The sequence below is a fragment of the Blautia sp. XA-2221 genome, from assembly GCF_028767025.1.
Taxonomy (GTDB): domain Bacteria; phylum Bacillota; class Clostridia; order Lachnospirales; family Lachnospiraceae; genus Blautia_A.
Genome location: NZ_JAJQXX010000008.1, coordinates 1 through 12109, shown reverse-complemented (window position 1 = coordinate 12109; position 12109 = coordinate 1). Strand labels below are relative to the sequence as shown.

The 12109-nt window shown below is 44.4% G+C and carries 9 protein-coding genes; 2 read left to right on the top strand and 7 right to left on the bottom strand.

Annotated features, from left to right (window positions below; genetic code table 11):
- Window positions 1-93 precede the first annotated feature (93 nt).
- Together thrS and LU279_RS08070 are read right to left on the bottom strand one after the other, a co-directional pair.
- On the bottom strand, window positions 94-2019 hold the full coding sequence (thrS, locus tag LU279_RS08075) for a threonine--tRNA ligase (RefSeq protein WP_274422164.1): 1926 nt from the start codon (window positions 2017-2019) through the stop codon (window positions 94-96).
- A 444-nt stretch (window positions 2020-2463) separates the two neighbouring features.
- Window positions 2464-3303, bottom strand: a complete 840-nt coding sequence (locus LU279_RS08070) for a DegV family protein (protein WP_274422066.1) — start codon at window positions 3301-3303, stop codon at window positions 2464-2466.
- Window positions 3304-3455: 152 nt separating this feature from the next.
- Between LU279_RS08070 and LU279_RS08065 the strand changes: the two genes are divergently transcribed.
- On the top strand, window positions 3456-3986 hold the full coding sequence (locus LU279_RS08065; protein WP_274422065.1) for a TetR/AcrR family transcriptional regulator: 531 nt from the start codon (window positions 3456-3458) through the stop codon (window positions 3984-3986).
- An 83-nt stretch (window positions 3987-4069) separates the two neighbouring features.
- Here the strand turns inward: LU279_RS08065 and LU279_RS08060 are convergent, their stop codons facing one another.
- The 4 genes from LU279_RS08060 to LU279_RS08045 all read right to left on the bottom strand — a co-directional run bounded on the left by LU279_RS08060 (window position 4070) and on the right by LU279_RS08045 (window position 9472).
- The gene (locus LU279_RS08060) at window positions 4070-7870 is read right to left on the bottom strand and encodes a phosphoribosylformylglycinamidine synthase (RefSeq protein ID WP_274422064.1); all 3801 of its coding nucleotides are present in this window, start codon (window positions 7868-7870) and stop codon (window positions 4070-4072) included.
- 64 nt (window positions 7871-7934) lie between these two features.
- Complete coding sequence (locus LU279_RS08055) at window positions 7935-8765, bottom strand: Mrp/NBP35 family ATP-binding protein (RefSeq protein WP_274422063.1); 831 nt, start codon at window positions 8763-8765, stop codon at window positions 7935-7937.
- A 52-nt stretch (window positions 8766-8817) separates the two neighbouring features.
- Window positions 8818-9165 carry a metal-sensing transcriptional repressor gene (locus tag LU279_RS08050; RefSeq protein ID WP_274422062.1) on the bottom strand — a complete coding sequence of 116 codons (348 nt, stop codon included), beginning with the start codon at window positions 9163-9165 and terminating at the stop codon, window positions 8818-8820.
- 79 nt (window positions 9166-9244) lie between these two features.
- Window positions 9245-9472: a hypothetical protein gene (locus LU279_RS08045; RefSeq protein WP_274422061.1), complete on the bottom strand. Its 228-nt coding sequence runs from the start codon at window positions 9470-9472 to the stop codon at window positions 9245-9247.
- 319 nt (window positions 9473-9791) lie between these two features.
- Between LU279_RS08045 and LU279_RS08040 the strand changes: the two genes are divergently transcribed.
- The gene (locus LU279_RS08040; protein ID WP_274422060.1) at window positions 9792-10361 is read left to right on the top strand and encodes a xanthine phosphoribosyltransferase; all 570 of its coding nucleotides are present in this window, start codon (window positions 9792-9794) and stop codon (window positions 10359-10361) included.
- 90 nt (window positions 10362-10451) lie between these two features.
- On the opposite strand, the gene LU279_RS08035 is transcribed toward LU279_RS08040, so the two are convergent.
- Complete coding sequence (locus tag LU279_RS08035) at window positions 10452-11954, bottom strand: substrate-binding domain-containing protein (RefSeq protein WP_274422059.1); 1503 nt, start codon at window positions 11952-11954, stop codon at window positions 10452-10454.
- Window positions 11955-12109 lie beyond the last annotated feature (155 nt).

Genomic DNA, 12109 nt, shown 5'->3' with positions numbered 1-12109 from the left:
TCTGAGTTTATAAGCAGTAAGGATATTCTGCTCTTTTCACATGGAAAAAGACTGCTGAGTCCTTTTTACGGGATTTCAGCAGTCCTGATCTTTTTATTCTGTTACTTCCACTTTTCTGTTCTCACGGTTTTTGATCTCTTCTTTGATTGAATCAATAAACTCGTTGAGATCTTTTGCACCTTCATCTCCCATGAAGCGGCTGCGGACAGAAACTTTTCCTTCTTCCTCTTCCTTTGCACCTACCACAAGCATATAAGGAATCTTCTGAAGACGTGCTTCACGGATCTTATATCCGATCTTCTCTGCACGGTCGTCAATCTCTGTACGGATACCTGCATCCTTCAAATCGCTCATAACCTTGTTTGCATAATCCATATATTTCTCGGAGATCGGAAGAACTTTTACCTGTACAGGAGCAAGCCATGTTGGGAATGCGCCTGCAAAATGCTCGATCAGAATACCGATAAATCTTTCAATGGATCCAAACGCAACACGGTGGATCATGATCGGACGGTGTTTCTCGCCATCAGCTCCTATATATTCGCAGTCAAAGCGCAGCGGAAGCTGGAAGTCAAGCTGAATCGTACCGCACTGCCATGTTCTTCCAATGGAATCCTCCAGATGGAAGTCGATCTTCGGTCCATAGAATGCGCCGTCGCCTTCATTTACCACATAGTCCAGTCCCAGATCGTCAAGAGCGCCTCTTAAGCCCTCTGTTGCGATCTCCCAGTCCTCATCGCTACCCATGGAGTCCTCAGGACGTGTGGACAGCTCAACATGATATTTGAAGCCGAAAAGCTGATATACACTGTCGATCAGTGTTGCAACACCTTTGATCTCGTCACGGATCTGCTCCTGCGTCATAAAGATATGAGCATCATCCTGAGTAAAGCAGCGTACCCGCATCAGACCGTGAAGCTGTCCGGATTTTTCATGGCGGTGAACCAGTCCCAGTTCTCCCATTCTCAGAGGAAGATCTCTGTAGGAACGAGGTTCGGATTTGTATACAAGAATACCGCCCGGGCAGTTCATTGGCTTAATGGCAAAATCAGTATCATCGATCACAGTTGTATACATATTTTCTTTGTAATGATCCCAGTGACCTGAAGTTTCCCAGAGATGGCGGCTCAGCATGATCGGTGTGGAAATCTCCACATAACCTGCCTTATTGTGGATCTCTCTCCAGTAATCAAGCAGAGTATTTTTCAGAACCATACCCTTTGGAAGGAAGAACGGGAATCCCGGTCCCTCTTCTTTCATCATGAACAGGCCAAGCTCTTTTCCAAGCTTTCTGTGGTCACGTTTTTTTGCTTCCTCCATACGGGTGATATACTCTTCAAGATCTGCCTTTTTGGTGTAGGAAGTACCATAGATTCTGGTAAGCATTTTGTTCTTCTCGCTGCCTCTCCAGTAAGCTCCTGCAAGACTGGTAAGCTTAAATGCTTTTACAGGTTTTGTTGTCATCAGATGAGGACCTGCACAAAGATCCACAAACTCTCCCTGCTGATAGAAGCTGATCTCAGAATCTTCCGGAAGATCTTCAATCAGTTCTACCTTATACGGCTCATTTTTTTCTTTAAAAAATTCAATGGCCTCTGCTCTCGGTTTCGTAAATCTGGTGATCGCCAGATTCTCTTTTACGATTTTTTTCATCTCAGCCTCGATCTTTGGAAGATCTTCTGCTGTGATCGGCTCATCACTGTCAATATCATAATAGAAGCCATCCTCAATAGACGGTCCGATTGCAAGCTTCACATTTGGGAAAAGGCGTTTGATAGCCTGAGCCATAATATGGGAAGTGGTATGACGGAATGCGCCTTTGCCGCCCTCACTGTCAAAGGTGAGAATATTCAGCTCACAGTCTTTGTCAATAACTGTACGAAGATCTACAACCTCTCCGTCCACTTCACCTGCACATGCTACTCGTGCAAGACCTTCACTGATATCAGAGGCAATATCAAGAACTGATTTTGCTTCTGCATACTCTTTTGTTGATCCGTCTTTTAAAGTAATGATCATGATTTTTCTCCTTTTCATTTTATTTTCACCCGCTGTACGGGACTTCCTTCGCTTTCATACTATTATAAAAGTCAATTACTCCATGCAAAAGCACTCCCGTAATCTAACAGGACTTTTATAATAAAAAACGCCCCTTACAATGCTTACGCACTGTAAGGGACGAGATTATCTGCCCGTGGTTCCACCCTGATTGCCGGATCACCGGAATCTCTGTCTGAATAAAACAGTTCCCGGGACTCAGCCTCTTTTTTGATGATAACGGTATCACCGGACCGGATTAGGGTCACTCAGAGGTGGTCTTCAACTGATTCCTGTTAAAGCACTTTCACCAAATGTGCTTCTCTCTGCAGCAGTCCACAGTCTACTCTTCTCGTCAGCGTGTTAAATTTCTTCAATTAAGTTCTTTTTCATTATAGCCACTGAAATTCTGTTTGTCAACGTACTTTACACAGATTTTTTTACAAAGCTTATAGCCACACAGGAAGGACCTACATGAGTTCCGATGATTCCTCCTACCGGGTAAAGTCTGTAATTTTTCAGTCCGTATTTTTCAACTGTATCATTCATAAATTTTTCTCCGGCCTCACGGTCTGAAGTGTAACCAAAGTACACCGGCTCTGTTTCATCTATATCATAGGATTCAAATTCTTTCCAGAGATACTTGATCCCCCCGCTTCTTCCTCTTGCTTTTCCAAGCATAGTCAGAACTTTATCCTTCAGCTCTATGACAGGTTTAATGTGGAGCATATTTCCCAGAACAGCCAGGGCTGCAGGTATTCTTCCGCCTTTTTTCAGATATGTCAGAGTGTCCAGCATTCCGCATACCGTAACACGCTTTTTCAGGTCCTCAATGGTTTCCACAATCTCTGAAATACACTTTCCTGCCTCTCGCATTTCCACAGCTCTCTGAACCAGAAAACGCTGAGTAATGATCGCCTGTTCCGAATCTATGATATGGATCTTATCATACTCGCTCATCTGCTTTGCCACATTGGCAGCATTTACAGTTCCGCTAAGGCCACTGGAAAGAGTAATGACAAGAACTTCTTCTGATTTTTCCTTTGCCTCCTCATAAAGAGCCAGATATTCCTCCGGTGACGGCTGGCTTGTAACCGGCAGTTCCTTTTCTGTGGCAAGCTTTTCAAAAAATCTGGTAAAATCCTCCTCTGTTTCCAGTAGAAAATCACCGTCAGAAAATTTTGTTTTCAGCCAGACAATACGGATATTCATTTCTTTTGCTTCCTGTCTGGTTATATCAGAAGCAGAGTCCGTTATGATCATCATAATATATTTTCCTCCTTCAGCAGATTGACAAGTTTCCGCTGTTTCTCTAAAATATGTGTTACAAATGTAACAGTGGAACATACTATATCATATTCCGTTGAAAAATCAACAAATCTGCTTATAAATGAAACAAAACGGAGGAAATTGTATCAATGGGTCGAAAAAAGAATTCCAGTGATTTTCTGAAAGAATGTATTGCGGATGCTCTTTTTATTCTGCTCCGCACAAAATCCATCGAATCCATTACTGTCCGGGAGATCACAGAGCTTGCCAATGTCAGCCGTATCACCTACTACAGAAATTTTACTTCAAAGGAAAATGTTATTGAATTTAAGCTGGACAAACTGATGACGGAATGGATTGAAAAACAGCCACAGAAAGAAAGCGCTTCCGCCCATGAGCTGTCCATTCGTTTTTTCCAGTTTTTTTATTCTATTCAGGATATTGTACAGACGCTGATCCAGGCAAACCTTTCTCTTTTGCTTTTAAACCGTCTGATCCTGAAGTTTAACGATATCAGTACCACAGACAGCAGCGAATACTATCGTCAGATTTTTATTTCCTTTGGCCTGTGCGGCATCATTCTGTCATGGATGGACAGAGGAATGAAAGAATCTCCGGAAGAAATGGGGCGGATCATATCCCGTAAATTTTTTCCGGCGCCGGAACCGGATTCTGAATAGAACAGGGGCCAGGCTCAGTCACGCATATGAATGACTGAGCCTGGCCCCGTTATTTATCCTGTCGCTTTCACAGCTGTCAGATTTTATTTAAAATATTCCACACCGGACTCAAAGATTCTGATATCCTGCTCTCCGTAGATGTTTACAGCAACACCGTTGTCACGGCGCTCGCTGTGAGCCATCTTACCAAGAACACGTCCGTCCGGACTTGTAATACCTTCAATATTGAGATAAGAACCGTTTACATTCCACTCTTCGCTGTTATCCAGCTCACCGTCTGCAGTTACATACTGAGTAGCGATCTGTCCGTTTGCCAGAAGTTTCGCAAGCCACTCATCATTTGCAACAAAACATCCCTCGCCGTGAGATGCAGGATTACAGTAAACTCCGCCAAGTTTTGCTTTCTGCAGCCATGGAGATTTATTGCTTACAACCTTTGTATAAACCATCTTGGAAATGTGACGTCCGATGGTGTTGTAGGTCAGTGTCGGTGAGTCTTCTTTCTGTCCGCAGATCTCGCCATAAGGAACAAGTCCCAGCTTGATCAGCGCCTGGAAACCGTTACAGATACCAAGTGCCAGACCGTCTCTCTCGTTGAGAAGCTTCATCACCGCTTCTTTGATCTTTGCGTTCTGGAAAGCTGTAGCAAAGAATTTAGCGGAACCATCCGGTTCATCACCTGCTGAGAATCCGCCCGGGAACATGATCATCTGTGCCTGGCTGATGGATTTCTCAAAGATTTCCACTGAATCATGGATATCTTCTGCTGTCAGGTTTTTAAATACCTTCACATCAACTTCTGCCCCTGCTCTTTCAAAGGCGCGGGTACTGTCATACTCACAGTTTGTTCCCGGGAATACCGGAATGAACACACGTGGTTTAGCAATTTTATGATTGCAGATATACACTCTGTTTGTATGGAAAAGTCCGTTCTCGTCAACAGTGCCTTCTTCGTTGTTCTTTGCTGCAACAAATGTTGCTGTAGCTCCGCTATTCTCACCGGAATCAGTTTTAAATACTTTTTCCAGAGTTCCTGTCCATGCATTGACTGCTTCTTCCAGAGCAATTTCAGCATTTCCATAAGAGAATTTCGCATCAGAGGTAACTTCACCGATCACGGTATAGGTAATGGAAAGAGCGCCCACTTTGTCAGCCGGAACCTCAAGTACCAGATCGCCAAATCCCGGAGCAAAGAAATCTCTCGGATCCAGATTATGCTCGATCTTAACGCCAAAGCCGTTTCCAAATGCCATTTTTGCAACTGCGGCTGCCAGTCCGTGACGATCAAGAGCATATGCGGAAAGAACGCGTCCCTCTTTCATATCCTCATGAAGTTTTCCGTACTGTTCCATAATACCCTGGTAATCAGGAAGCTGATATGCATCCTTTGGCGCACGAAGCCAAACCAGTTTGCTTCCGGCTTTTTTCAGTTCCGGAGTCACAACATCCTGAAGATTTCCGGTGTCTACTGCAAAGGAAACAAGTGTTGGCGGAACATCGATCTCATTAAAGGAGCCGGACATACTGTCCTTTCCTCCGATAGACGGAAGTCCAAATCCCATCTGTGCTGCATAAGCGCCCAGAAGCGCTGCAAAAGGCTGGCTCCAACGCTTTGGATCTTCTGTCATACGGCGGAAATATTCCTGGAAAGTAAAGCGGATCTTTCTGTAATCACCGCCTGTTGCCACGATTCTTGCCACGGATTCTGTTACTGCGTAAGCTGCTCCGTGATAGGGGCTCCAGGAAGAAAGATATGGATCAAAGCCATAGCTCATCATAGTTACTGTATTTGTATTGCCCTTCTGAACAGGAACCTTTGCAACCATTGCCTGAGTTTCTGTCAGCTGATATTTGCCGCCGTGAGGCATAAGTACGCTTCCGGCTCCAATGGAACCGTCAAACATTTCCACAAGTCCCTTCTGGGAGCACACATTAAGGTCAGAAAGAGTTTCCAGCCATTTTGCTTTTACGTCCTGTACATCCTCGCGGTCAGTAAGAATACATCCTTCTTTATTCGGGATCTCCACTTCAACTGTGGTTTCCTGATGCGCACCGTTTGTGTCAAGGAAAGCACGGGAAATATTTACGATCTCCTTATCTCTCCATGTAAGTACAAGTCTCGGCTTCTCTGTAACAACAGCAACCGGAACCGCCTCCAGATTTTCCTCGTTTGCAAATCCAAGGAACTTATCTACATCTTTTGGATCAACAACAACTGCCATACGCTCCTGAGATTCGGAAATAGCGATCTCTGTTCCGTCAAGTCCCGCATATTTTTTCGGAACCTTGTCAAGATTGATCCGAAGACCTGCTGCCAGCTCGCCGATCGCAACGGACACGCCGCCGGCGCCAAAGTCATTACATTTCTTGATGATGCAGCTTACTTCCTCTCTGCGGAACATACGCTGGATCTTACGCTCTGTAGGCGCATTTCCCTTCTGTACCTCAGCGCCGCACACTTCAATGGAAGCCTCTGTATGCACTTTGGAAGAGCCGGTTGCACCGCCGATTCCGTCACGGCCGGTACGTCCGCCCAGAAGGATAATGATATCTCCCGGATCTGAATTTTCACGGATCACCGCACGTCTTGGAGCTGCACCGAGAACAGCGCCGATCTCCATACGTTTTGCCACATAATCCGGATGATAGATTTCTTTTACATAGCCTGTTGCAAGACCGATCTGGTTTCCGTAGGAGCTGTATCCATGAGCAGCGCTTCTTACCAGTTTTTTCTGAGGAAGCTTGCCTTTGAGAGTTTCTTTTACGGAAACGGTCGGGTCTGCAGCGCCTGTTACGCGCATTGCCTGATATACATAGGTTCTTCCAGAAAGCGGGTCACGGATGGCTCCGCCCAGACAGGTTGCGGCGCCGCCAAACGGCTCGATCTCTGTAGGATGATTGTGTGTCTCATTTTTAAAGTTGATCAGCCACTCTTCTTCTTTGCCATCAACATCTACAGGAACTACAATACTGCAGGCATTGATCTCATCAGACTCTTCCTGATCCTGAAGCTTGCCTTCGGATTTCAGTTTTTTCATTGCCATCAGGGCAAGGTCCATCAGACAGATGAATTTATCGTCGCGATCTTTATAAAGCACTTCTCTGTCACTCAGATACTGCTTATATGTTTTTTCGATCGGCTCTTTATAGTCGCCCTCACCAAATTTAACATCTGTAAGCTCAGTAGAAAAGGTAGTATGACGGCAGTGATCTGACCAGTAGGTATCCAGAACCCGAATCTCTGTCATGGAAGGATTACGTTTCTCTTCCTCTTTGAAATAATTCTGGATATGCTGAAAATCTCTGAATGTCATTGCAAGATTAAGAGAATCATACAGATCCTTCAGATCGTTTTCTGCCATATCTTTAAAGCCGTCAAAAACCTTTACATCCTCTGGTTCCGGGAAAACATTTACCAGAGTTTCCGGCTTCTCAATTCCTGTTTCTCTGGAATCCACCGGATTGATGCAATGGCGTTTTACAGCCTCAAACTCCTCATCTGTCACGGTTCCCTCGATCACATAGGTGGTAGCGGAACGGATGATCGGCTGTGCGTTTTCATCCAGAAACTGCACGCACTGTACAGCGGAATCTGCTCTCTGGTCAAACTGACCCGGCAGATATTCTACAGAAAAGATTCTGGAATTATCTGCGGTTTCAAAGCTTTCCTGATAAAGCTCGTCTACCGGCGGCTCTGCAAATACTGTTCTGCAGGCTTTTTCAAACACCTCGTCAGAAATATTTTCCACATCATAGCGAATCAGCACTCTTACACCTGTAACAGATTTGATTCCCAGGTAACTACTGATTTCATGTTTCAGTTCTTTTGCCTGAACTGCATAGGCAGGTTTCTTTTCTACATAAACACGTCTTACGTTGCTCATGAGAGACTCCTTTCTCGATCCGGCCAGGGGCCATAGTATTTTTGAGCTTATATTAAATATTATCTTACATCGGCATATGGGTATCTGCCGCTTCAAGATAAGTATTTACTACCTGATGGAATTCTCCTTTGTCCGCATAGTCTGCAAAAGCTGCCTCGATAGGCATTTTGCCAAGCACCGGAACACCAAGCTCTGCCGCGATCTCATCAATATGACTTTCGCCAAATACCTTGATCTCTTTGCCGCAGTCCGGGCATTTTACATAACTGTAGTTCTCAACGATACCAAGTACCGGAATATGCATCATTTCTGCCATATTAAACGCTTTTTTAACGATCATTTTTACAAGATCCTGCGGAGAGCTTACGATCACGATACCATCAACCGGAAGTGACTGGAATACCGTAAGCGGTACATCGCCGGTTCCCGGAGGCATATCTACAAACAGATAATCCAGGTCGCCCCAGATTACGTCTGTCCAGAACTGTTTTACCATGTTTGCAAGAATCGGTCCTCTCCAGATAACAGGAGTGTCCTCTGTAGGAAGCAGGAGGTTTATGGAAATAACCTTGATTCCGTTTCCTGTCTCCATTGGATAAATTCCGTCATCATCTGCCTGGGCTGCGCCCTTCAGACCATACATCTTCGGAATAGACGGACCGGTAATGTCCGCATCCAGAATACCTACTTTAAAGCCTTTGGCTGCCATTCGGTTTGCAAGAGATGCTGTCACGAAAGATTTACCTACGCCGCCCTTGCCGCTGACAATACCAATCACATGTTTTACATTTGACATGGAATTGGCTTCTGCCATAAGATCCATGTTCTTGCCTTTGTTGCTGCATCCTTCGCAGCTTGATTTGTCACAGGTTTTGCTGTTACATTCCTTTGCCATCTTACTTCTCCTTCTATTTTATTATCGTCTATCTATGCAGTAAGATTCTCCATTATTTGATAAACCGGTCTATGGCCCTTTCCAGTTCCTTGATAGCGTCCCGGTCCCCATGCTCCACGGCATCTACAATGCAGTGTTCAATGTGATCCTGGAGAATGATCTTGCCTGTATTGTTAATCGCAGATTTTACTGCTGAAAGCTGAATCAGAACCTCGGAACAGTCGCGTCCGTCTTCTACCATTCTCTTAATAGATTCCATATGGCCGATTGCTCTTGAAAGACGATTGAGAACAGCTTTTGTCTGGGCATGACTGTGATGATGGCCATGGGCTCCATGTGAATGCTCCACCACACTTCCGTCCTCCATAATATGCACATGTGTCTCTTTTTTTTCGCTCATGTGTGCTCCTTTCCCGGCCTTACCGAACTGTTCTGCGGTCCTCTTTGTTCTACCGCCACCTGCCATTATAGCACAGCTTCTAAATCTCTGTAAAGGAGCATCTCTGTTTTATCCCCGAGGTGAGAATATCAAAAATCACTGTCCCGTCTTCAAGAACTGTCTTTTCATAGGAAACTTCTTTTCCCTGAAATTTATTCTTTACATATTCTTCCGGATCCTGCAGCTGCACCTCATCCACAAATACATCCCGCATCTGATTTCCGGGACATTTGTTAAAAATCTCCCAGATCACTTCATATTCTTTCATTCTATATGTTCTCTCTCCTGTCTTGTTTGCACTACTGTTCCTGAATCTGTCCGGACGGATAAAATCCTGAACTTCTCATTCATCCTTCTGTTCCGGAATTTCTTTTCTGTGCATTTTCTTTCTGTTTTATTTTTCCATTGTTTTTTTCATTGTACCAGACCTTTTCAGGCAATGCAACGAAACTGAGCATAACTTTTTGTGGCAGCTTCTACAAATTTTTTGTAAAACTTTGTAGAAAAGAATTGAACTTCCGCCGAGAATAGCGTATATTAGATATAATTTCTAAAAAAGAATGTAATTAAACTAAAGGAGAGAAGTCATGCAACTCTTAAAAGACCGTATCCTTAAAGACGGAATTGTAAAACCAGGAAATATTTTAAAAGTAGACAGTTTTCTGAATCACCAGATGGATATTACTCTGATCAATGAAATCGGAAAAGAATTTAAAAGACGTTTTTCAGACTGTCCGATCACCAAGATCCTTACCATTGAAGCATCAGGCATCGGCATTGCCTGTATCGCAGCTCAGTATTTCGATGTACCTGTTATTTTTGCAAAAAAAGCGCAGAGTCTGAATCTGGACGGAGAAATGTACTGTTCCAAGGTGGAATCTTTTACACATAAAAAAGTATATGATGTGATCCTTTCCAAAAAGTTCCTCGGACCGGAAGATCATGTTCTTCTGATCGATGATTTCCTTGCCAACGGCTGCGCCCTGATGGGACTGATTGATATTGTCAAGGAATCAGGCGCTGTTCTTGAAGGTGCAGGAATTGTAATTGAAAAAGGATTCCAGAACGGCGGTCAGTGTATCCGTAATATGGGTGTGCGCCTGGAGTCACTTGCTATTATTGATTCCATGACCGATGATTCTCTGACTTTCAGATAAAACCGAACTTTTTCCGGATTTCCCGGATATTACATAACCCGGAGCTTTGCCGTGTATATCCATGGCAGAACTCCGGGTTGTTTTATTTTCTTATTTGTCATCAGAAAGTGATGAGCTTTTCTTTAATGTTACTTTTTTTGAATCCTCTTTTTTGTCCTTATCGGAATCTTTTTCCTTTTCCGGATCAGAGCCCTCTTTTTCCTCAGAAGCTGGCGTTACGGTTTCTTCCTCTTCTTCCGGGGCAGGAGTTACGCTTTCCTCAGGTGTTTCTGTTTCCTCTTTATCAGAAACTTCCTCTGTTCTGATCGCGTCTTCCTCAAAATATCCGTTGTCGATCAGAAGCTCATAATTATTGCCGTCTATTACCTGTGGCTCGCAGAGATAGGTTCCAATGATCTTTACTCCATTGTCATACTGCTCATAATCGTTTACTTCCGGATCTTCCTCACCAGTGAGATAAACATGAACCATCTGTTCACAGTTATCTGCCAGTTCTCTGTAATCCATAAAAAGACTGAAACCGATTTTTCCGGATGCGATGGAATTTACAGCTTCCTCTCCACATCCCACTCCTGTGATCAAAGGCCACTGTTCACTTCCCGGCGCAATGTTCGCTGCCTCCAGTGCATCCTGAGCTCCCAGCGCAGCATCGTCAAATCCTGTACAGATAATGTCAGGAACAGCGTCTTCTTCATAAGAATCTTCAAGTATCTCACTCATTCGTGTATTCGCAAGCTCTCTGCTCCATCTCAGGATCCCGGTATCGTCAAAGCTGACCTTGCCGGAGGTGCAGACCAGGGTTCCGTCATCCATATAAGGCTGCAGCCCTTCCATAACCCCGTTATACAGGAATAAAGCTTCTGTATCATCCAGAGAGCCCATAAGAAATTCTATGGTCCGTGTTTCTTTCTTTTCCTGTACTTCTTTCAGATTTTCTTTTTTAATGATTTCTTCTGCGATCATCTGACCTGCCTGGCGTCCGCCAAAAGTGGTATAATATTTTACCGCATTGGTGTCCATGATCAGATCATCATAAGAAAATACCGGGATCTCTGCCTCTTTCACTTCTGCCAGAACATCCGTAAGTCCGTAAGCGTCTACCGGAGTGATGATAAAAGCAGCTACCTGCTGTTCCAGCATTTCCTGTATCTGAGAAACCTGTCTGGAGGCGTCGTCCTCAGCATAGACCACTAAAGGCTCGTATCCGTCCTCTGTCAGATCCGCCTCCAGCGCCTGAGCGTCATCTGACCATTCTTCCTGAGATGGGAGAAGAACGGCAACCTTCACACTTTCTGCCTCTTCCTGAGACTTCTCTTTTTCTTCGGAAGCTTCTGTTTCCTGCTTTTTCTCAGATTCTTTTTTTGTTTCTTTTGCAGTATTCTTCGCTTCTTTTTCGGCTTTCTTCTCTTCCTTCTCTTTCTGTTCCTCTTCTTCCTTCCGGGCTTCCTGCATTTCTTCGTCTTCCCCGGTTCCCTCGTCTTCTGTCTGAGCGCTTTCGCTGGCAGCCTCTGTGGCGTCATTTCCACCGCAGCCGGTCAAAGCACCCAATGCCATGAAAAATCCCATAAAAATAACTGCTGTCTTTTTCTTCATGCTGGTTTCCTTTCTGTTCAGAATCCTTTATACTCTTCAGCAGGAAACTCGCTCTTCCCTGCTCAAAAATCCATGTATAATCACGACCACCGGCTTAGCCGGTGGTTTGCTTTGACCCTATAAGGGTCTGTTACCGGCACTGGAGTCTAAAGACT

Coding starts and splice junctions, on each gene's coding strand:
- thrS (WP_274422164.1), bottom strand. CDS start 2,019: ATGATCATTACTTTAAAAGACGGATCAACAAAAGAGTATGCAGAAGCA.
- LU279_RS08070 (WP_274422066.1), bottom strand. CDS start 3,303: ATGATGATCATAACGGACTCTGCTTCTGATATAACCAGACAGGAAGCA.
- LU279_RS08065 (WP_274422065.1), top strand. CDS start 3,456: ATGGGTCGAAAAAAGAATTCCAGTGATTTTCTGAAAGAATGTATTGCG.
- LU279_RS08060 (WP_274422064.1), bottom strand. CDS start 7,870: ATGAGCAACGTAAGACGTGTTTATGTAGAAAAGAAACCTGCCTATGCA.
- LU279_RS08055 (WP_274422063.1), bottom strand. CDS start 8,765: ATGGCAAAGGAATGTAACAGCAAAACCTGTGACAAATCAAGCTGCGAA.
- LU279_RS08050 (WP_274422062.1), bottom strand. CDS start 9,165: ATGAGCGAAAAAAAAGAGACACATGTGCATATTATGGAGGACGGAAGT.
- LU279_RS08045 (WP_274422061.1), bottom strand. CDS start 9,472: ATGAAAGAATATGAAGTGATCTGGGAGATTTTTAACAAATGTCCCGGA.
- LU279_RS08040 (WP_274422060.1), top strand. CDS start 9,792: ATGCAACTCTTAAAAGACCGTATCCTTAAAGACGGAATTGTAAAACCA.
- LU279_RS08035 (WP_274422059.1), bottom strand. CDS start 11,954: ATGAAGAAAAAGACAGCAGTTATTTTTATGGGATTTTTCATGGCATTG.